The organism is Micromonospora andamanensis (genome assembly GCF_016863495.1).
Taxonomy (GTDB): domain Bacteria; phylum Actinomycetota; class Actinomycetes; order Mycobacteriales; family Micromonosporaceae; genus Micromonospora; species Micromonospora andamanensis.
In genome coordinates this window covers 22067-42492 of the sequence record NZ_BOOZ01000022.1, presented here as the reverse complement: position 1 = coordinate 42492, position 20426 = coordinate 22067, and the positions used below count along the sequence as shown (strand labels likewise).

Below are 20426 nucleotides of genomic sequence, written 5' to 3'. Positions count from 1 at the left end.
GACCTCGTCGTCGGCCCACCACTTGTGACCCGCGTCGGGACGGATCGGCTCAGGAGCGTAGCCACCACGGGCTGGTGTAGGCCACTCCGAAGTCGTTGCACGGATGACCGGCCGGTCCGGGTGTGCCGTTGGTCAGCGACGGGTCGGAGATCCGGAGCACCACCCAGTCGCCGTCGGCGACGTTGAGCGGCACCGTGAAGTCGGTGACCCGACCGTTCACCGTGTCGATGACGTCGACGACCGTCGGCACTGACGTTCCGGGCCGCAGGACCTGGATCCGCAGCGGCTTGCCGTCCCAGACCGGACCACGGTCGAGGTCCAGCAGGAACCGTACGTCGCCGGAGGTCACGTTCAGCACGCCGCCCATGCGTACGCCGTTGGCCGTCGCGTCCACCCGTAGCCCTGAGACGCGGGTGGCGAAGGAACGACGAGCCGCCATCGCCTCGAACACCGCCGCCCGGGTGTTCTCGGTGACCCACAGCCCGCTACGGCCCTTGCCCTCGTGGAAGCCCCAGGTGGTGCCGTGCTCGTCGGTGACGCCCGTGAGGCCCGGCCGCCAGCCGGCGTTGAGGCAGGCCACCAACGGCGACGTCAGCCCGGACGACAAGCCCTCGAACAGGTAGTCGTCGGTGCGGTTGAACATCTCCAACCCGACCAGTTGGTCACGGGCCGAGGCGCTGAACGAGAAGTTGTTGAACCGGCCCAGCTCCCGGCCGGGATGGTTGAAGCTGGCCAGACCGCCGGGCCGCCCGGTGAGCCAGTTGTACAGGCTCCCGGGGCTGCCGGCGCGCAGCAGGTCGGCGAAGTCGGAGGTGTTCCACACGTTGATATGCCCCTGCAACGGGTGCGACCACTCGAACCCACGGATCGCCGTGAACTGACCCGGATCGTTTGCGGCATTGGCGAGGTCGCCGGTGGTCCGCCACTCGGACGAGCTGAGGCCCTCGATGGCGAAGAGCGTGGCGTGGTCGGTGAGCGCGGCGACGTCCAGACCTGCCTCACGCATCGAGGCGAACGCGGCCTCGGGGCTGCCGTCGCCATCCGAGGCGACCGTGTGGTTGTGCATGTCGGCGTGGACCAGCATCGTGCCCTGGCTGACCAGGGAGGTCCGGGCGGCACCGGCGGTCGCGGTCGGGGCACTGGCCGTCGTGGTGTGGGACGCTCGGGCCGAGGTCGGCAGCGCGGCCAGCATCAACGCGCCGCCGGTGCCGGCAAGCAGCGCCCGCCGGCCCAGGGTCGGCGCGACGTTCACCTGACCGTACGGCACCTCGTCGTCGGATCGGTGGTCGTGGTGACAGTGGTGGGGATGATGTGCACTCATAGGCAAACATGAACATGTCTCTACCTGACAATGCCACCAAGCTGGGTCATCGGTCAGGCGAACACCTGCCGTACAGCGATTCCCGGCCTGACCGAGGACGCCAGGGCTCGTTATCGGTATGCCTCGGGCAGTCGTCTCGGCAGGCGGCCGAGCACCGCGTCGATGTCGCGCAGTGCGGTGTCGCTGGCCAGATGCTCCCGTTCCGCGCCGAGTGGGGCGTGCTCCGGGCAGAACCAGACAGCGCCGGCGGGATGCCCGACCCAGCCGGGCGGGGGGTTGACCGCGTCCGCGAAGTACACCAGGACGAACTTGCCACGAGCACCGTCGGACGGTGACTGACCTGGTTCGAGATGGCAGACGTGGCAGCGCGGGGGCAGCATGCGAGCAGTCTGGCAGCCGGGAGCCCGGCACCGAATGGGTGCCGGACCCCCGATCAGACGGTGGACGGGCCTGCTCAGGTCGCGGTGCAGGTAAGCGTCGGAACCGTGTTGCTGCCGTTCCAGTTGCCGAGGAAGCCGAATGTGGCGCTGGTACCCGCGGCGAGGGAGCCGTTGAAGGAGACGTTCGTGGCCGTCACCGCCGAGCCACTGGCGTTGATCGTCGCGTTCCACGACTGGGTGATCGTCTGACCGTTGGCGAAGGTCCAGGTCACCCGCCAACCCCTGATCGCGGCGGAGCCGGCGGTGACCCGTACCTCGCCCTGGAAGCCGCCCTGCCACTGGCCGACGACGCTGTATGTCGCCGTACAGCCGCCAGTGCTCGGCGGCGGGGTCGTCGGGTTCGGCGGCGGCGTGGTCGGGTTCGGCGGCGGGGTGGTGGGCGGTGGGGTGGTCGGCGGCGGCCAACCCGGCCCGCCGGGCGGCCAGCCGACGAGGCCGCCCCGGTACTGCCCGGCGGTGACGGTCATCAGCCGGGTGGCACCGGCGATGCTGCCGCCGCTGGTGGCCATGCCGCCGACGGTCGTGCCGGTGAGGCTGCCACCCAGGTAGACCTCATACGTCTGCCCGTGCTGGATCCGGTTGGAGGAGAAGACCACCTCCCGGAAGTTCTTGGGGGCCCGGTAGGAGGCGAGCACCTGGCCGCCGGAGACCAGGTGGAGCAGGGTGCCGGCCGGCTGGCTGCTGGACAGCTGCGGGGCGACCCAACCCTGGCCCGAGGTCGGCGGCAGGCTCAGCACCGCCATCGAGGTCGATCCCGCCCCGAGCACCGTGCCGCCGTTGAAGTAGACAGGCCCGTTCGAGTCGAGCGCGCCCTCGCCGGGGCTGCCGGTGCTCGGCCCGCTGACCACGACCGTGCCGGCGGCGAAGGTCACCGATCCGTTGGAGTCGATGCCGTCGATGCTGGAGTTGACGAGGGTGGTCCCGCCGGTGAACCGGACGAACGCGTTAGGTGCCACGTCGAAGTCGCCGTACCCGTCCTCGACTGCGTTTATCGCGTCGTCGCGGGCTGTGACGTTGACGGTGCCGCCGCTGATGGTGACCTGCCGGCTCTCGATCGCCTCGAAGGAGTTGGTCACGGTGACGGTACCGCCGGAGATGGCCACGGTGTTCTCACCCTTGATGGCGTCGTCACCCGCGTTCACCCGTACGGTGCCGTTCGTGATGGCCAGCCGGCCCCGGTCCGCCTCGGTGTCGTCGGACTTGATGCCGTCGCCACCGGCGGTGACGTCGAGGCTTCCTCCGGTGATGTCGAGGAAGTCCTTGCCCCGGACTCCATCGTCGACCGCGTTCACCGTGATCGTGCCGGACTCGATGACCAGGCCGTCCTTGCTGGTGATGCCGTCGTACGCGTTGCCCTGCACGGTCAACCCGCCGGTTCCGTTGATCCGCAGGTCGGCCTTGCTGAACAGGGCGGCGTTCGGCTCGTCGGTGCTCGGATCCGGGTAGACGTATCTTGTCGCGTCGGAAAGCCGGTTGGTGGTGCCGGCGGCCAGCGTGATCACGACCTGATCGGCGTCGGAGACCTGCAACGGCGCGTTGCTGGAGTTGGTGATGGTGGCGCCGTTGAGGATCAGATTCACGTCACCCGAGGCGGCGGTGTCGACGTTGAGGTAGCCGTCGTTGAGGGTGCCGCTGATCTCGTAGGTGCCCGGAGCGGTGATCGTCACGGCTCGCCCGGAGACTGTGACGTCGGCGCTGGGGCTGGTGGCACTGGCACCGGTGAGCGTGATGGGGACTGTCGCCTGCGCGGTGGCCGGTGCGCCCAGCGGGCCGGCGATCAGTGCGACCGCGAGCCCGACGGGGAGAATGGCTCTCAGCGGGATGCGTTTCATGGCTCTGTCCTGACTTGGATCGATGGGACGGGATCCACGCGTTCGCCACTATAGATGAATGTCGATGGCATTCGGGTCGATCGCCCACACTGTGGCCATGGCTCCGGCAACGACCGCAAACGCCGGCGGCCGATGGCCCAGGAGAATGGCCATCGGCTCGACGACGTCGGGCCGAAGCCCGAAGCGTCTACTGATCCAGGTGCACCAGCGTGATCAGCGGTTCCGCTTCGCGGCCCGCTTGCGGGGCGGCGTCAGCAGATCGGCGATCGCCGCGATGGCGGACGGCACCAGGCGGTAGTACGCCCACACGCCACGCTTGTCCCGCTCCAGCAGGCCGGCCTCGGTCAGGATCCGAAGGTGATGGCTCACGGTCGGCTGAGAAAGCCCGAGCGGTGCCGTGAGGTCACTCACTGACGCCTCCCCGTCCGGAGACGACTGGATCAGACTGAGCAGTCGCAGCCGGGCCGGGTCGGCGAACGCCTTCAGCACGCCCGCGAGGCGCTCGGCATCGGCAGGCTTGATCGGTTCGCCGGCCAAAGGCGAGATGGCAGGCGTCTTGGTCTCCACAGTTCCCACATCTTGCATCGTTGCAGCATCAACACCGATCGGCGGTGAAACGAGGGCTGTATCACCGTGAGTTGTGCAGGAATCCTCCCCCTGGTCAGGTCGGGGATGGCGATCCGCGCGGCGGGGGGTATGCGGACGGACCGCGACAGGAGCCGGGCTCACACCGTGACGACAACCTTGGCGCGGGCATGCTCGCTCTCCACGTACCGGATCGCCTCGGGGACCTCGCTCAGCCGGTAGGTCCGGTCGATGACCGGCGTCAGCCGGCCGGACTCGGCCAGTTCCCGCAGGGTGGCCAGGTGCCCACGACCCGCCGTCGCCGAGGGCGCGAGGATGCGGTGTCTGAGGAAACGCGCCACGATCGGCCCCCGGACCAGCAGGCTCATCGGCCCGAAGACACTGCCGCCGGTGAACACGCCCCCGCCGGACAGCAGCAGCGTCCCGTCCGGGGTAAGCACCCGACGGAGGTCGGTCAACGACCGGTTGCCGACCAGGTCGAGCAGCACCTCGTAGCGACGGCCGGCACTTACCGCGTCGGTGCGGGTGAAGTCCTCCCTGGTGTAGTCGACGACGTGATCCGCACCGAGCGACCGGACCAGGTCGACGTTGCGGGTCCGGCACACCGCCGTCACCTGAGCCCCGTACGCCTTGGCCAACTGCACGGCGAAGGTGCCCACCCCGCCGGACGCCCCGTTGATCAGGACGTGCTGACCGGCCTGAAGTCCGGCGGCGTCACACAGGCAGACCAGGGCGGTGGTGGCGGCCAGCGGGATCGCCGCCGCCTGCTCGAAGCTCAGGTTCGCCGGTTTCGCCTCGACCAGGTTCTCGGCCACGGACACGTACTCGGCGAACGCTCCACCGGCCGGGCCTGCCTCGCCGTACACCTCGTCGCCCGGCCGGAACCGGGTAACCGCGCGGCCGACCGCCTCGACCCGGCCGGCGAAGTCCTGCCCCCGGACCATCGCGGTGGGCCGGCGGAGCCCGAACGACAGCCGGGCCAGGTACGGGTCGCCGCGCATGGCATGCCAGTCGTACGCGTTGACCGAGCTCGCCCGCACCCGGACCAGCACCTCGCCGTCGCCAGGTGTGGGGGTGTCGATCTCACCCAACCGCAGTACGTCGGGGGAGCCGTACCGGTGCTGCACGATCGCTTTCATCAGGATCTCCTCGCCGTCACGTGTCTGATGCGCTGTGACAGAGCCTGTCGGCACGGACCTGGCGACGCGTCGCCGTGACGGCGGCACCGCCGCTACTCCCCGCGCGGCAGCGGGACGGCAGGAATACTCCGCCGGGAGTACGCCGGGATGCCTCCCTCGGGGCTGCCGCTGTCGAGTCCGGTCGGCCTACAGTGCGGGCATGAGCGGGTCGAGCGCCGATGCCGAACTGGCATCGCCCAGCGGGCCGGTGCCGGCGCGGCGCGGGCCCGGCCTGGCGGTGCTCACCGCGCTCGTGCAGCCGGCCGGCACCGCGATCATCGCCGGTTGGCAGCACGCCAGTGTCGGGATCATCGGGTACGTGCTGCTGGTGTTCAGTGGGCTGGCGCTTGCCGACCGGCACCGGTCGCCGAGGCGGAACTTCCTGATCGTGGTCGCCGCGACAGTGGCGTACCACCTGCTGGACGGGCCGGTCGGGGTGACGTTGCTGGCACCGATGATCGGCGCGGCGGCGGTGCTGGCCGCCGGGCACCGGTGGCTGGTGGCGGCGACGTCCGCCGGGGCGTACGCCACCTGGGTGCTGGTCAGCGGCCCCACCCTGCGCCAGGCGCTGGCGGCGTTGGCGCTGATCGCCGGTGCCGGCCTGGTCACCGAGTTCGGCAGCCTCGTCGCCGCCAGGGTCCACGACGGCATCGCGGAGCAGCGCCGACTCTCCGAGGAGCGGCAGCGCCGCCGGGCCAGCGAGCAGCGGCTGCTGATCGCCGCCGAACTGCACGACGTACTCGGTCACCACCTCTCGCTGATCAACATGAGGGCCGGCGTCGGTCTGCACCTGATGGATCGCGACCCGGAGCAGGCCCGGGCGGCGCTCGACGCGATAGCGCAGTCCAGCGCGGAGGCGCTGCGCGAGGTGCAGGCGGTGCTCAACACGCTCTACCCGACCGGCGAGGCCGCTCCGCGAGCCCCCGCGCCCGGGCTGGACCGGCTCGCCGAGCTGACCGACGACGCCGCACTGCCGACCCGGACGGTGATCGACGGTACGGTCCGGCCGCTCCCCGCAGCCGTGGACCGGGCGGCGTACCGGATCGTGCAGGAGGGGCTGACCAACATCCGCCGGCACGCCGGGACGGGGGTCGCCGCCACCGTCACCATCGGATATCGGCAGGATGCGTTGGTGGTCGAGGTCGACGACGATGGTGGCGGCGTTCGCCAGCCGGAACCTGCCCCGGCGGGGAACGGCATCACGGGGATGCGGGAGCGAGCTGCCGCGTTGGGCGGTGAGCTGACCGCCGGGCCAGCGCCGGACGGCAGCGGCGGCTGGCGGGTGCGCGCAACCCTGCCGCTGGGGCGCGACCAGACGCGGGAGGCTACATCGTGATCCGGGTTCTGCTCGTCGACGACCAGGTGCTGGTCCGGGCCGGTTTTCGCGCGTTGCTGGACGCCGAGCCCGATATCACAGTCGTCGGCGAGGCCGGCGACGGTGCACAGGCGGTCCGGTTGACCCGGCAGACCGTTCCGGACGTGGTCCTGATGGACATCCGGATGCCCGGTGTCGACGGGTTGGCCGCCACCCGGCAGATCACCGCCGATCCGGAGCTGTCCGGGGTGCGGATCGTCGTGCTCACCACGTTCGAGTTGGACGAGTACGTCGGTGCGGCGTTGCGCGCCGGTGCCGCCGGGTTCCTGGTGAAGAACACCCAGCCGGCCGACCTGATCCAGGGAGTACGGGTGGTGGCCGCCGGGGACGGGCTGCTGTCGCCGAGTGTGACCCGGCGGGTGATCGAGCAGTTCGCCGCCGGTACCGCCACACCTGCCGCACCTCGGCGGTTGGCCGAGCTGACCGAACGGGAACGGGAGGTGGTGGCCCTGGTCGGCACCGGGCTGTCCAACGACGAGATCGCCGCGCGCCTGGTGGTCAGTCCGGCGACCGCCAAGACGCACGTGTCCCGGGCGATGGTCAAGCTCGCTGCCCGGGACCGCGCCCAGCTTGTGGTGTTCGCGTACGAGGCGGGACTGGTCCGCCCCGGCTGGCTGCCCTGAGTTCGAAACCCCGATCGGCAGACCGACACCCGACACTGTGGAGCGTTGTGGGCCCTCCCCCGTTCATCGAGGATTTCTCGCATGAGCATCGGCCGTCGCCCCACATCGCTGCGCGACACAGGCTCGCGCCCCGGCGACGAGGCGGCGAGTGATGAGGAAAGCGCCCACTCCGACGCTGCCGCCCCTCGCGTACCCGGGCTGTCCGACCGGCTGACCCGGCGCTTCGTCGAGACCTGGCAGGGCTGGATCGACGCTCGGGCCATGGCCACGCTGCCCGGCCTCGACCGTGCCCTCCGGTTCGTCGCCGTGCTGCTGTTCGCCCATCGCGCCAGCTACCTGCTGCCCGCCGCGTCGAGCCTGGGAGCCACAGGTGCCACCCACTACCGCAGTCCGGGGCTCAACCTGACGATGGTGACGGTGGTGGTGACCTGGAACGCCATCCTGGCGGTCGCGGTCTGGCGGCGCGGTTGGTTCACCATCCGGCACGTCGTCATCGACATCGTCGTGACCTGTGTGCTGCTGTTCGTGGCGAACGCCAACCTACGCGACGGCTTCGAGATCAGCGCCGCCAACTGGATGGCGAAGTTCGCGCTCGGCACCGCGGCGCTGGCCGGTGCGGTGTTGAGTGTGTCCCGACTGTTCGTCGCGTTGGCGGTACTGGTGCTGTCGGCCGTCGCGGCGATCGCGCTGCGCACCGGAGGACTGCCACCGCTGGAATCCGGGTTCCTCAACCACGTCAACTCCAGCCTGTGGTTCGCCCTGCTGCTGCATTTCATGCGCCGCTATCTCACCGCCCAGGCGGACGCGGTGGACGCGGCGACCTCCCGGCGGATCGCCGCCGAGACCGCGGCCGCTGCCGGCCAGGCCCGGTTCGCCGAACGGCTCCGGCAGTTCCGCCACCTGCACGACACCGTGCTGGCCACCCTCACCGCGATCTCCCGTGGCGGTCTCGACCATCGCACCGAGGCGGTGCGGGCCCGGTGCGGTCGCGATGCCGACTACGTGCGGCGGCTGATCGCCGAGGAACGCCCGGAGCAGACCACCTCGCTCGGCGCCCGGCTGGCCGAGGCGGCGGACGCGGCGGACGCGCTCGGCCTCCGGGTGCACCTGCTCATCGGCGAGCTGCCGGACGAGATTCCCGACCGGGTCCTCGACGGGATCGGCGACGCGACCGGAGAGGCCCTCAACAACGTGGCGCGGCACGCCGGGACCGAGCGGGCCTGGGTGTCCACGGACTGGACCGACCGGACGCTCACCGTCCGGATCGTCGACCGGGGGCTGGGGTTCACCCCCGACCGGGTCATCTCCGGCTCCGGGCTGCGCCGCTCGATCAAGCAGCGGATGGGCGAGGTCGGTGGCTCGGCTCAGGTCTTCTCCGATCCCGGCGAGGGCACCTGCGTCGAGTTGGTGTGGCACGACCGCTTACCGGCTACCGGATAAGTTCGTCCTCCCGGGCACGGTTGGCCAAGTCGAGTTTCGTGTAGGTGGGTCGGCCCGCTTCGCCGTACTTGGCCTTCACCCGGTCCAGGTAACGCCGGGCGGTGGCCGGCTGGATGCCGACCCGTCGCGCCGCAGCGGTAAGTGTCATGCCGGAGGCGTACGCCACCAGCACGGCCTGTTCCTGCGGCGACAGTTTCGGCCGGTCCGGCCGGGAATCGTGCGACCAGGCGTACGCCAGCTCCGGCGAATGGGCGACGCGGCCCTGCGCGACGTCGCGGACGGCTGCGGCGAGGGTGGCCAGGTCGTTGTCCTTCGTCAGGTAGCCGAGCGCGCCCGCCCGCAGCACGTCGACGCCGTGCGTCACGTACGGGACGGCGCTCACGACAAGCACCTGCCGGTTTCGGACGGCCAGCCGGCGCACGTTGTCGGCCGGCTCGGTGCGGTCCGCGAGCAGCAGGTCCAGCACGACCACGTCGGCCGGAGCCGGTTCGGACGCGAGGAACTCGTCGACGGTACCGGCGGTGCAGACCAGCCGCAGGTCGGGGGCCTCGGCCAGCCACGCCCTGATGCCGTCCAGCAGCATCCGGTCATCGTCGATCACGGAAACCGAGATCTCGGGACGCACGTGCGTCACCGTCTCCCGGTGCGACTGTCCTGTCAAGACGTCAATTTTGCCCTCTGGAAGCGCGCCGACACTCTGAGCAACCCTCTGCGCGTGGTCGGGGCGTCTCACGGGAGTGGCCCGTTGCCCGGCCGCGACGCGCGAAAGGAGGGCCCACATGCTCAAGTGGGAGAAGCCCAGCATCCGTAAGGCCGACTTCGCGGCGCAGCTCGGCTGCGCCTGCGCCTGTGGGGCGCTGGCCGGAGCGGGCTCCGGGCACGCCAACTGACAACAGCCGACACCAGTGGCGGGGGCCACGGCTGCCGTGGCTCCCGCTCGGAACGCGGAAGGGGGATCTTGTCATGCAGCTGTCGGGGATGTGGTCAGCGCTGGTCGTCCCGGACGACCTTGTCTACTTTCAGTGCCGGGACCGCTATCTCGTGGAGAACCCCGGCATCGCCGCGTGGGCGGTCGTCGGCGACGGAGAAATGGACGTGCTCCGAGCGCTCGCGTCCGGCTCAGAGCCCCCGGCCGACCCGGCCGCCACCGAACGGGCACTGGCCACGCTGGTCCTCAACTGGCTTGTCTATCTCCCGGGGCAGCAACCCCGGGTGCGGTCGGCCGAGCCAGCGCTGCGAATGGTCTATTACGCGATCACCGACGGGTGCAACCTGCGGTGTCCGTACTGCTACGCCTCATCCACCCGCAAGCTGCCGGGCGAGCTTGAGCCAGCCGAGTCGCTCGACCTGGTCGACCAGATCGCCGACATGGGCGCTGAGCTGCTCATCCTGACCGGCGGCGAGCCGATGCTGCGGCGGGACTTCTTCGCCGTGGCCGACCACGCCCGGTCGCGAGGGCTTCGGGTCAACTGCATCACGAACGGCACCCGCATCCCGGACGAGAAGACCGCCCGACGGATGGCCGACACCTTCCGCAAGATCACGGTGAGCCTGGACGGCGGTGTCGCGGAGGTCCACGAGCGGACCCGGGGCAAGGGCACCTTCGCACGTACCGCGAACGCCCTCGCGCTCCTCAACGCCGCCGGGGTCAGGCCCGACATCAACCACGTCGTGTCGCCGGAGAACATCCACGCCCTGGACCAGCTCATGACGTTCCTGGACGGCATCGAGTTCGGCAACGTGCGGCTGATGAACCACACAGGCATCGGCCGCGGCGCCGAGGACGGGGTGCACTTCGCCTGGGAACACCACCGCGAGGTGCAACGGTTCACCTGGACCAACCCGGTGGCGCGGAAGATCCTCACCGAGGGCCCCAAGGCGGTGAAGCCGTGTTCGATCCGGGGCAACTGTGGGCTCGGCGGCACCGAGATATACATCAACTCACTTGGTGACGTGTACCCGTGCAAGCTGGTCACCGGCCCGCTGCACAAGGCCGGCAACGTACGTGCACAGCGCCTGGCCGACATCTTCGACACCCCGGCGCTGGCTCAGCTACGTGCGGGCACCGTGTTCGAGGGTGACAACCTGGCTGACTGCCGGCGCTGCTACATCCGGGCCGCGTGCGGCGGTGGTTGTCGCGCCTACCACGCTGCGGAATCCGGGTCGATCACCCGCAACAGCCGGCACCACTGCCGGATCCTCCGGCACTCGATGATCACCAACATCTGGCGCTCGAACGGCTTCTCCGGTACCGACCTGCTGGAGAACGAGGCAAGCATGACGGTTCCTCGGCTGATCCGGGACGGCACCGTGCACCCGGTGTACGACGACTGGCGCACCGACACCGACCCGACCGAAGCGGTCCACCGCCGGACCCTGCCGGTGCTCACCAAGCAGACGGGGGCGACGTCATGCTCAGCGTGAATCCGGACGTGGTCTGGGTGGACAACGACGACGAGGTGCGGCTCTACCACCCTGGCACCGGGGAGTTCCAGACCTTGAACGCGACAGCGGCGCGGATCTGGCGCAAGATCGCCATCCGGGCCACGATCGACGACGTGGTGCGTGACCTGGCCGTCGAGTTCGAGGCGCAGGACGACAACGACCGACGGTTGATCGACCGCGACGTCCGGCAGTTCGTCGCCGAGTTGAGCGAACTGGGCATGCTCGACAGCGGCTTGACCTCGGAGCCGGGCCAATGACGGCGGCTGTCGCCGGGTTCGCCGACCTGATCGCACACACCGTCTCCGCCGGCCGGCCGGCGCGCATCCCGGTCACCGGGTCGAGCATGTGGCCGGCCATTCGGCCGGGCTCCGTCGTGACTGTCGAACCGGCCGCCTGGTCCCGGATCCGGCCCGGCGACGTGGTCGCGTACCGGCATGAGGACGCGGTCATCGTGCACCGGGTGATCGAGATGCGTGGCGACCACCTGGTCGCGGCCGGCGACAACAAGCCGCTGTTCGACCCACCGGTGGCCGCGACCGCGCTCCTCGGCCGGGTCACCGGCATCCCCGATCCGCTGCCACCGGCCGCGTCCGCGCCGGCAGCCGCCGCCGAGGCGACCGTGTGGGTGGTCGGCCACCCGACCCCGACCGCGCCACCGGGGGTACGCCTGCGCCAGGTCGCGCCGACCGAACTCGCCGCCGCGTTGCGCTCGGTCAGCGGCACGGTCGCCGGGCTGTCCGCCGCCGCCGTACGACCGCTCTCCGCGCTCCGTACCGTCTCTCCCGGCCCACTGACCGTGGTGATCGGCATCCGGTTCGGCCATGCCGGCGCCAGCCGCACCGGGTACGACCCCGGCGGCCTGCCACTGCTCCCGCCCGAAGCGGTCCACCTGCACGTACGCGCCGGCAGCCCGCTGTCCGAGGTGGCCCCGGAGGACGCGGTCCGGGCCGTCGCCGAGACGCTCGGCCAGCGCGAGGGGGCGGTCCGGTGAACGAGGACGCAGTTGCCGCGACCGCCCTGACCAAGACCTACCCGGGCGCTTCGACGCCGGCCGTCGATCAGATGACCTTCAGCGTGCCGACCGGGCAGTCCGTCGGGCTGCTCGGCCCGAACGGTGCCGGCAAGACCACCCTGCTGAAGCTCATCTGCGGTGTCTCGCCGCCCACCGCCGGCCAGTTGCTCGTGCACGGCGTCGCACCCGGTGGCGTGGCGAAGCGGGACCTCGCGGTGGTCCACCAGTCCGGCCCGTTCGACATGATGCTCACGGTGCAGGACAACCTGCGGATCGCCGCCGCGTTCCGGGGGCTGAGCTGGCGCAGGATACGCTCCCGCGCCGCCGCTTTGCTCGAAGAGTTCGATCTCGCCGGCAAGACCGACGACCTGGTCTTCACGCTCTCCGGTGGCCAGCGACGCCGGCTCCAGGTGGTACGCGCACTGCTGCGGGTGCCGAAGCTGCTGCTGTTGGACGAGCCATCCGCCGGGCTCGACGTGGAGGGCAGGCGCCGGGTCTGGGACATGCTCGACGAGTTGCGTCGGACGCATGGGCTGACATTGGTGTGGACCAGCCACCACATGGACGAGTTGGAGCGGAACTGCGAGCGGATCCTGGTCGTGCAGCACGGCAGGATCCTCCGCGACGGCAGCTCTGAGCAGCTCAAGGACGAGGCGGGACAGGTCACGGCCGAGCTGCGTACCGGCTCCCCGGACGACTGGGGGGCGGTGGCCGAATGCGCCCGGCTCGCCGGACTGACCCCCGAGTACCGCGGCGAGCTGTTCGTGCTCACCGGGGACGACCTGCGCCGACGGCTGCCCACGCTCATCGCCGCGCTCACCGAACGCCAGGTGGCCATCGAGAGCGTGGCGTTGACCAGTTCCTCGCTTGAGGACGCGTTCCTGGCCCTGACCCGCGCGGAGGTGTCGTCCCGATGACCACGACCACCGGGCCGGGCACGCCCACCTGGCACGGCACCGGGTTGACCGCGACCCTGCGCCGCGAGTTCCTGCTGCTCACCCGCAACCGCACGAACCTTCTGCTGGCGATCGTGCCGACGGCTGTCTACATCACGCTCTTCGCCACCTCGCTTACCGACCTGATCGGCACCGTCACCTACCGGGGGCAGCAGATCGGCTACGCCGACTTCGCCGTCCCGGCGCTGATGTTCTCGTCCCTGCTCGCCGCCGCCACCACCTCCGGCACCGCCCTCTTTCAGGAGCGGATGAGCGGCATGTCGCTGGAACTGTGGTCCTATCCGCTTACCCGCGGCCAGTACGTGCTCGGCAAACTGCTCGCCGGGTCGGCGCTGGTGCTCGCGCAGACACTGTCCGCGCTCGTGGTGACGGCGGTGCTGTTCCAGGGACGCTGGGCGGCCGACAGGTGGCTCGCGCTGCTGTGCGGTGCGCTTGTCGCGGCGTGCGCCTTCAACGGGATGTACCTGCTGCTGGCCACCCTGGTGCAGGATTTCCAGCGGTTCACCGTCCTGATCAACGTGCTCGCGCCGGTGCTGCTGTTCGCCAGTCCGTCGTTCTACCCGATCGATGCGATGGGTACGCCACAGCGCTGGCTGGCCGCTGTCAACCCGGTGACGTACGGGGTGACAGCGCTACGCGAGGCGCTGCTGCACGGGTTCTCGTCCGCGCTGCCGTATCTGCTCATGCTCGCGGTGGCCGCCCTGGTCTCGATCGCCTTCGTCGGCAGGTCGCTGGCCCGGCAGGCCCGCGGCCTCTGACCGGGAGCCGTCGGAGGCACTCTCGCCGGGCCGGTGCTTGAAGCACCGGCCCGGCGAGTGGCCTTGGTTCGACGAGGGTCAGCTTCCCGTACAGGTGACGGTGGCTCCGCTGCCGTTTCCGGTGCCCTGGAATCCGAAACTTGTGGCCTGCCCGGCACCCAGTCGCCCGTTGTAGCTCTGGTTCGCGACGGTGATGGTGCCGCTGGTGCCGCTGTTCACCCCGTTCCACATCGAGCTGACCGACGCTCCGCTCGGCAGGTTGAGGGTCACCCGCCAGCCGGTGAGTGCCGTGCCTCCCGCCGTGACGTTGACATTCGCGACGAATCCGCCGTTCCACTGGTCCTGCACCGAGTAGGCCGCCGTGCAGGTGGGAGTCCCACTGCCGGGCGGCGTCGTCGGCGGAGTGCTGGGCGGCGTGGTCGGCGGGGTCGTGGGCGGCGTGGTCGGCGGGGTGGTGGGCGGCGGGTCGCCATCGAGCGTCAGGTTCTTCTGCTGGACGCTCCACTGGCTGCGACACAGGCCGCAGTTGGCGCCGACGAAATTGGCTCCGGCGGTGGTGTCGCCTTTCAGCCGCCATTTGAGGTAGAGCACCGCCACCCGGCCGAACTCGCCACCGTTGGGCTGGTCGTAGGTGCCGCCGTGCCCGACGTTCAGGTTGCCCATGAACGCGGGTAGCCCGGCCGGCAACTTGCCCCAGTCGTCGATGGCATTGGGGTACGCGATGTCGCTTGGCCCACCGATGAAGTAGGCGATCGGCTTGGTCAGTCTCCTGAGCTGGTAGTCGTCGGCATCATTCAACAGGCCACTGCTGAAGATGCCGGTGGTGGTGACGCGTGGGTCGTTGGAGACGGCGTAGGCCTCCAGCCCGCCGCAGGAGAACCCCGCGACGGCGATCCTGGTCGTGTCCAGCTTGCCGTAGTACTTGCTGCCCTGTCGGGCGTTCTCCGCGACCGCCCAGTCGATGGACTGGGTGAGCATCTGGGAGTTGGTCGAGCCGGATCCGTTCGGTGCCCCGTTGGCGATGGCGAGGAAGCCGTGGGAGGCGATCTCGCGAAGGAAGTTGCCCTGCGACAGGCCGTTGGCCGAGCAACCGCCGTTGCCCCAGACGAGGATGGGAAGACGCTCGGCGGGGAGTGTCTGCGGTCGGAAGATGGTGTGGTTGGCCAGGCTGGCCGAGGTCTCGTAGTCGGCCGGGTAAGGGCCGGAACCACCGATCGCGGCTCCGGCCGGGCTCGCGCCGAGCGCCACGATCGCGGCGGTGACCGGGACGACGGCGGCCACCAGGCCCGCGCAGACCTTCGATCTCCTACTCATGCACCCTCCAACGGATGTCGGGACGGAACTCCCTGCGGTGGCGGTGGCGGCTGTTCGCTCACGCCCGACGGCGGTGGTCAGCGCTGGCCACGGCTCAGGTCGGCGCGGGCGCGTGGACCGCCCGGCCGCGGTCCCCACAGACGATCCAAGGGGAGCTGTATGCAGTTACTATCACTCCCGCAATGAAAAGTGTCAATGCGTTCGAAGCCCCCACGGACCTCGCCCGCGGTCAGTCTGCGACGGGCGGCCTGGCGCGCTTCCCGCCTGTCGGCTCCGGCCGCGCGGGATCGTCAGAAGCCTGGAAGTGCGTGATCCACGACGCGGCGTCCGGCCAGTACGGTGCCGCCACCTGGATCAGGCGCGACTGCGCGAGCGCACCGAGCGTGGAGTGAATCTCCAGGAAGGTGTCCCTGGCCTGCTGCCGAGGCCAGGGCGTCGGCAGCAGATGGTGGGGCAGATCCGGGTCGATGTCCGGGAACTTGCGCCAGGAGTCCATGGCGGAGGTTCGCGCGACGAGCGCGCTGGCCGCGTCCACCTCGCCGGCGCGGGCGGCCACCCGCAGTTCCGCGTACTGCTCGACGAAGGCCGAGTAGGCCGACGCGAGAACGGTCAGGTCGTACGCGGAGGCCGGACCGTGCGGCCCCGACTCCTCGTCGAAGCGGACGTGCATGACCGACCACCGCGCACCCTCGACCTGTCGCAGCAGCTCACCCAGCGTCTCCCGCACCGGGGCGGCGTCGGATCCCGGCCGGATCCACACGCTGTCGTACAGGCCCACGAACTTGAGGGCGCTCAACGACCTGCGTACCGCATGGCGGGAGGTGTGCCCGGAGCTTGGGATGGAGAAGGAGGCCATCACCCATTCGCCGGTCCACTCCGGCGGATGGGCACCGAAGTTCAGGAAGTACTGCATCCGGGAGCGGTGCTTGGCGATCGCCTGGGCGGTGAGGTGGTAGACGGGTGGCCGCCCGTTGCCTCGCGTCGCGATCAGGCCGCGTTTGACCAGCCGGGACAACGCGGCGCGGGCACTGGACTCGCTGACCCCGAACTCGCGCAGGATCGCGATGACAGCCGTCGACGGCAGGTCCGCGTCCGACGAGTCGAGGTACTCGCCGAGCAGGGTCGTCAGCAGATGTTGCGGACTGGAACCGATCTGGGCCCGGGGAATTCGGACGTCGTCGGCGGGTTCCTGGGCACTCACCTCACCAGACTGCATCACCACCTGGGGCACCAGGTCGCCGGACGACGGCGCCGGGTACCGACGGGCCGGGGCGGCTACGCGCCCTGGCCCTGGTTCTGCATCAGTCCGCCGTCCATGAAGTACGTCGACCCGGTGACGTAGTCGGCGTCGTCGCTGGCCAGGAAGACGGCGAGCTTGGCGATCTCCTCCGGGTGGGCGGCCCGCTTCCACGGGATCGACTGCACCTGCTCCTCCAGGAACTTCGGGTCGTCGATCGCCTGCTGGTTGAACGGGGTGAGCACCATGCCCGGACCGATGTTGTTCACGTTCATGTGCATCGGCGCGACCTCCAGGGCGATGCTCTTGGCCAACTCGAGCATGCCGCCCTTGCTGGCGTCATAGTCGGCGCCACCGGCCCGGGCCACCTCCTGGTGGATCGAGGTGATGTTGATTATCTTGCCGTGTCCGCCCTGGTCGCGGCGATGCCGGACGAACCGTCGACAGCAGAAGAACATCCCGTACAGGTTGGTCCGGATCGCTCGGTCCCAGGTCTCGGTGTCCAGGTCGGCCACCGGAATGCCGGAGGCGTCCACGCCCGCGTCGTTCATCAGGATGTCCAGCCTGTCGAACTCCGCGAGGGCCTCGTCGAACATCGCCTCCACCTGATGCTCGACGCTTATGTCGCCCTGCACCACAACGGCCCGCCGACCAGCCTTCTCGATCTCGGCCTTCGTGTGGTTGGCGCCCGCGTGATCGTGCAGGTAGTGCACCACGACGTCGGCGCCCTCGCGGCCGAACTCGATAGCGGTGGCCTGGCCAATTCCCGAGTCCGAGCCGGTGATCAAGGCGGTCCTGCCCGCCAGTCGTCCGGTCATCAGGGCTCCCTCCATCGCTGCCGGACCGCCGCTTACCCGCCCGCCCCGGTCCTAACCGAACGGGATCGGACCGCCTCCGCAGTGGCACGCGGGCCGGCGGGCAGGCACCCGCCCCGGCTCGCGACCGCAGTGTCGCCCTACCGTCCGACCCCGGATTCCACCTGGTCGATGACCCAGGCGGCGTTGATGAGGCCGATGTGGGACAGCGCCTGGGGGAAGTTCCCGATCTGGCTGCCGTCGCGGCGGTCGATCTCCTCCGACAGCAGGCCGAGATCGTTCGCCCGGGCGGTCACGCTGTCGAAGATCCGCCGGGCCGCGTCGATCTGCCCGGCCAGGGCCAGCGCCGACGCCAACCAGTACGAGCAGGCGATGAAGGCCCCCTCGTCCCCCGCTCCCGTCCAGCGCTGCACGAGGCCGTCCCGGGTGAGGTCGCGTTCGACGGCTCGTACCGTGCCGAGGACCCGCTCGTCATCGCCGGGCAGGAACCCGAGAATCGGCATGCCGAGCACGCTGGCATCCAGATGGTCGGAGCCGAACGCGCCGGTGAACGCCCCGCTCGACGGGTGCCAACCCTCGGTGAGGATCGCCGCGCGTACCTCGTCCCTGGCCTTCGACCACCGCGGGACCGCTGCCTCGGCGTCGATCGCCCCGGCCAGTTTGACCGCCCGGTCCAGGGCCACCCAGCACATCAGCTTCGAGGTCAGGTAGTGCCGCTCGCCCTCACGTCCTTCCCAGATGCCCGCATCCGGCTGCCGCCACGTGTCGGCCGCCCGGTCGGCAAGTGATCGAAGCAGCGCGGCGGCAGCGGGCGACAGGTCCGCCATCTGATCCCGCAGAACCCACGCACATTCCAGCACCTCGCCGAGGACGTCGAGCTGCTTCTGCTGCCAGGCGTCGTTACCGACCCGCACCGGTTGGCTGCCGCGGTGACCCGCCAACTGCTCCAGGGTGTGCTCGGTCAGGTCACGCTCACCGGCAGCACCGAACATGATCGGCACGTGGTCGGCCCCGCGCACCGACCCCATCGACGCGGCCATCCAGTCGAAGAACCTGCGCGCCTCGTCGGGACAGGCGGCGACCCACAGCGCCTTGAGGGTGAAGCTGCCGTCGCGCAACCAGGCGAACCGGTAGTCCCAGTTCGCCGCGCCGCCGACCTCCTCCGGCAGCGAGGTGGTGGCCGCAGCGACCACCGCACCGGTCGGCTGGTACGTCAGCGCCTGCAACACCAGGGCGCTTCGCCGCACCTGCGCCCGGTAGGGCCCCTGATAACCCTGGTGGATGCGATCCCACGACTGCCAGGCCGCGATGGTGTCGCGCAGCGCGACACGGCCGTCCAGCGGCACGATCTGCTGGTCAGCGGCGCGGCGGTGATGCAGTGCGAGCACCGCGCTGTCGCCCTCGGCGAGGGTGAACCGTCCGGTCACCACTGGACCGTCGACGGTCAGGTCACGATCGCTCGTCAGCACCAGCCGGTCGCTGCCGCCGGATATCTCGATCCCCAGTGGCGTCTCGGCGATCGAGGGGCTTGTCAGCCCGTACTCCGGCCGCGCCGCGACCTCGGTCGTCACCTCCACCGTGCCGGCCACGGTCTCGATCTGCCGCAACAGGACGTGTGGGGACGTGTAGCCGATCCCGTGCCCGCGTTCGCCGGTGCCGAGAGCGAGGGCGTCCGTCAGGCGCAGCACACCGTCCGGGGTGTGGAACTCGGTACGGAGCACCATCGTCCCGTCGAGGTAATGACGGACTGTCGTGTACGGCCCGAGCGGCCGAATCGACCAGTGGCCACCTGTGGCACCGAGCAGCCGCGCGAACACACTCGGCGCGTCGAATCTGGGCGGGCACCACCAGTCCACGGACCCGTCCGAGGAGACAAGTGCGGCACAATGACAGTCACCGAGCAGCGCGTAGTCGCTGATCACAGCCACGGCTCGCGGGTACCCGCGGTGGTGACCGCTACGCTCTCGCGGCGTAACGCGGCTCAACCCGAGCAATGATCAGTGGCGCTGCTCCAGGCGCTCACCCGCGGTGGACGTGGACCGCCGCGCCGAAGCGGGGCCCACCGCGAACGGGTGGCGCAGCGCCCGCATCGCTTCCTCACTTCCGTCGACACTCGTGCCCGAACCCGTGGGCTCGTCGGGGGTGGGTGCGGCGAGAAACAACGCCGAACCGTCATTGCCGTTCGATGCCATGCGAATCCTTCTGAGGAGAAGCGCCTGTGCGGCGCGGGAATGAACCGCTGGGCACCGTCGTGAATTCCGACGTCCGTTACCAGCCCGGCTGCGGTTTCCCGATCGCGGACGACTGCCCGCCGACACCGACAGTACCCGCCCTGCTGTCCGTCCCGCTCGCGCCGGAGCCAAAACGATATCCGCCGCCCGGCACAGGGTCCGCTGTGCGGTGCCCGGTCAGCGGCGATCGAGTGCTGACTGGAGGCGTTGGATGAGCGTCTTACGACCCTTACCGGCCCGTTCCTCGCGTAGCGCCGCCCTGAGCTGACCGGTGTCGAGGTCACGGACCTGGCGGGCCGCCTCGGCGACCGGCAGATCCGTGAGCGAGACGGCCGCTGCGGCGTTCCGGCGTGCGCGCTTGGCCGGGCCGGTGTTGGCGACGTACTGTCTGCCGGATTTCGACGCCTTCCGCTTCTTGGCGTCGGTGGCTTGCCGCTGCTCCGCGGAAAGCTGCTTCCATGCCTGGTCAGGCAGGTAACGGTCGGTTTCGCCGTCGTGTCGCGCCCGGGTGGTGCCCTGCCTGGTCCGCCACTTCTGGTCGCCCCACTGCTGCAGAGACTTCTGGCGGTCGTCCTTCGGGCCCTGGTAGCCGCCGCCGCGCTTCTGGTACTCCTTGGTGAGCAGCTGCGACTTCCGGGCCGACCACTGACCCGGTCGACCACCCCGGTCGGATGACTTGATCTCTTCCTTGAGCTGTTCCCGCAGCTCGGGCTTCGTGTACCGCGCCATGTCCAGGGGTTACCCGCGGTCACGCCCGCTACTCACCGGCACCGGGCGGGCTCGGCCTCCGGCTACCAGCCCGTCCGAACGGAACGGCCGCTACGCCACGGCAGGGCACTGGTACGGATCAATGTTCTCCACTAC

At 70.1% G+C, this 20426-nt stretch carries 21 protein-coding genes; 9 read left to right on the top strand and 12 right to left on the bottom strand.

Features of this window, described 5'->3' with window-relative positions:
- Positions 1-49 precede the first annotated feature (49 nt).
- From Van01_RS18540 to Van01_RS18520, 5 genes are all read right to left on the bottom strand, one after another.
- Complete coding sequence (locus Van01_RS18540; protein WP_239099152.1) at positions 50-1321, bottom strand: CehA/McbA family metallohydrolase; 1272 nt, start codon at positions 1319-1321, stop codon at positions 50-52.
- A gap of 110 nt (positions 1322-1431) precedes the next feature.
- Positions 1432-1701 carry a hypothetical protein gene (locus Van01_RS18535; RefSeq protein WP_204008758.1) on the bottom strand — a complete coding sequence of 90 codons (270 nt, stop codon included), beginning with the start codon at positions 1699-1701 and terminating at the stop codon, positions 1432-1434.
- Positions 1702-1775: 74 nt separating this feature from the next.
- A complete protein-coding gene (locus Van01_RS33655) occupies positions 1776-3593 on the bottom strand; it encodes a carbohydrate-binding domain-containing protein (protein WP_204008756.1) in 1818 nt (605 codons plus the stop codon).
- 213 nt (positions 3594-3806) lie between these two features.
- Positions 3807-4178, bottom strand: coding sequence for an ArsR/SmtB family transcription factor (locus Van01_RS18525; protein WP_099848741.1), 372 nt, complete (start codon positions 4176-4178; stop codon positions 3807-3809).
- A 140-nt stretch (positions 4179-4318) separates the two neighbouring features.
- Entirely contained in the window at positions 4319-5317 is a 999-nt protein-coding gene (locus tag Van01_RS18520) for an NAD(P)-dependent alcohol dehydrogenase (RefSeq protein ID WP_204008754.1), read from the bottom strand.
- A 199-nt stretch (positions 5318-5516) separates the two neighbouring features.
- Between Van01_RS18520 and Van01_RS18515 the strand changes: the two genes are divergently transcribed.
- From Van01_RS18515 to Van01_RS18505, 3 genes are all read left to right on the top strand, one after another.
- A complete protein-coding gene (locus Van01_RS18515; RefSeq protein ID WP_204008752.1) occupies positions 5517-6692 on the top strand; it encodes a sensor histidine kinase in 1176 nt (391 codons plus the stop codon).
- Positions 6689-7354 carry a response regulator transcription factor gene (locus Van01_RS18510; RefSeq protein ID WP_204008750.1) on the top strand — a complete coding sequence of 222 codons (666 nt, stop codon included), beginning with the start codon at positions 6689-6691 and terminating at the stop codon, positions 7352-7354. The genes Van01_RS18515 and Van01_RS18510 overlap by 4 nt, the downstream gene beginning before the upstream one ends.
- Positions 7355-7435: 81 nt before the next feature.
- Positions 7436-8794 (top strand): sensor histidine kinase, encoded by a 1359-nt coding sequence (locus Van01_RS18505; RefSeq protein ID WP_204008748.1) that lies wholly within the window; start codon positions 7436-7438, stop codon positions 8792-8794.
- Here Van01_RS18505 and Van01_RS18500 read toward each other — a convergent pair.
- Positions 8784-9455, bottom strand: a complete 672-nt coding sequence (locus Van01_RS18500) for a response regulator transcription factor (protein ID WP_239093714.1) — start codon at positions 9453-9455, stop codon at positions 8784-8786. The genes Van01_RS18505 and Van01_RS18500 overlap by 11 nt on opposite strands.
- Before the next feature lie 118 nt (positions 9456-9573).
- Between Van01_RS18500 and stsA the strand changes: the two genes are divergently transcribed.
- The 6 genes from stsA (at position 9574) to Van01_RS18475 (ending at position 13965) form a co-directional block, all read left to right on the top strand.
- On the top strand, positions 9574-9684 hold the full coding sequence (gene stsA / locus Van01_RS33805; RefSeq protein WP_336245214.1) for a StsA family sactipeptide RiPP: 111 nt from the start codon (positions 9574-9576) through the stop codon (positions 9682-9684).
- Between the two features lie 73 nt (positions 9685-9757).
- Positions 9758-11218, top strand: a complete 1461-nt coding sequence (gene stsB / locus Van01_RS18495; RefSeq protein ID WP_204008746.1) for a StsB family radical SAM/SPASM domain sactipeptide maturase — start codon at positions 9758-9760, stop codon at positions 11216-11218.
- Positions 11206-11496 carry a PqqD family protein gene (locus Van01_RS18490; protein ID WP_204008745.1) on the top strand — a complete coding sequence of 97 codons (291 nt, stop codon included), beginning with the start codon at positions 11206-11208 and terminating at the stop codon, positions 11494-11496. Before stsB ends, Van01_RS18490 begins: the two co-directional genes overlap by 13 nt.
- Positions 11493-12230 (top strand): signal peptidase I, encoded by a 738-nt coding sequence (locus Van01_RS18485; RefSeq protein WP_204008744.1) that lies wholly within the window; start codon positions 11493-11495, stop codon positions 12228-12230. The genes Van01_RS18490 and Van01_RS18485 overlap by 4 nt, the downstream gene beginning before the upstream one ends.
- A complete protein-coding gene (locus tag Van01_RS18480) occupies positions 12227-13168 on the top strand; it encodes an ABC transporter ATP-binding protein (RefSeq protein WP_204008743.1) in 942 nt (313 codons plus the stop codon). The genes Van01_RS18485 and Van01_RS18480 overlap by 4 nt, the downstream gene beginning before the upstream one ends.
- Positions 13165-13965 carry an ABC transporter permease gene (locus tag Van01_RS18475; protein WP_204008742.1) on the top strand — a complete coding sequence of 267 codons (801 nt, stop codon included), beginning with the start codon at positions 13165-13167 and terminating at the stop codon, positions 13963-13965. Before Van01_RS18480 ends, Van01_RS18475 begins: the two co-directional genes overlap by 4 nt.
- 78 nt (positions 13966-14043) lie before the next feature.
- On the opposite strand, the gene Van01_RS18470 is transcribed toward Van01_RS18475, so the two are convergent.
- The 6 genes from Van01_RS18470 to Van01_RS18445 form a co-directional block, all read right to left on the bottom strand.
- Positions 14044-15279 carry a cellulose binding domain-containing protein gene (locus Van01_RS18470; protein ID WP_204008741.1) on the bottom strand — a complete coding sequence of 412 codons (1236 nt, stop codon included), beginning with the start codon at positions 15277-15279 and terminating at the stop codon, positions 14044-14046.
- Positions 15280-15508: 229 nt separating this feature from the next.
- Positions 15509-16480, bottom strand: a complete 972-nt coding sequence (locus tag Van01_RS18465; protein ID WP_204008739.1) for a PaaX family transcriptional regulator — start codon at positions 16478-16480, stop codon at positions 15509-15511.
- 74 nt (positions 16481-16554) lie between these two features.
- The gene (locus Van01_RS18460; protein WP_204008737.1) at positions 16555-17334 is read right to left on the bottom strand and encodes an SDR family oxidoreductase; all 780 of its coding nucleotides are present in this window, start codon (positions 17332-17334) and stop codon (positions 16555-16557) included.
- Between the two features lie 137 nt (positions 17335-17471).
- Positions 17472-19259 carry a glycoside hydrolase family 15 protein gene (locus Van01_RS18455; RefSeq protein ID WP_204008735.1) on the bottom strand — a complete coding sequence of 596 codons (1788 nt, stop codon included), beginning with the start codon at positions 19257-19259 and terminating at the stop codon, positions 17472-17474.
- 69 nt (positions 19260-19328) lie between these two features.
- On the bottom strand, positions 19329-19523 hold the full coding sequence (locus tag Van01_RS18450; protein ID WP_204008733.1) for a hypothetical protein: 195 nt from the start codon (positions 19521-19523) through the stop codon (positions 19329-19331).
- A 216-nt stretch (positions 19524-19739) separates the two neighbouring features.
- Positions 19740-20291, bottom strand: coding sequence for a hypothetical protein (locus tag Van01_RS18445; RefSeq protein ID WP_204008731.1), 552 nt, complete (start codon positions 20289-20291; stop codon positions 19740-19742).
- Positions 20292-20426: the final 135 nt, after the last annotated feature.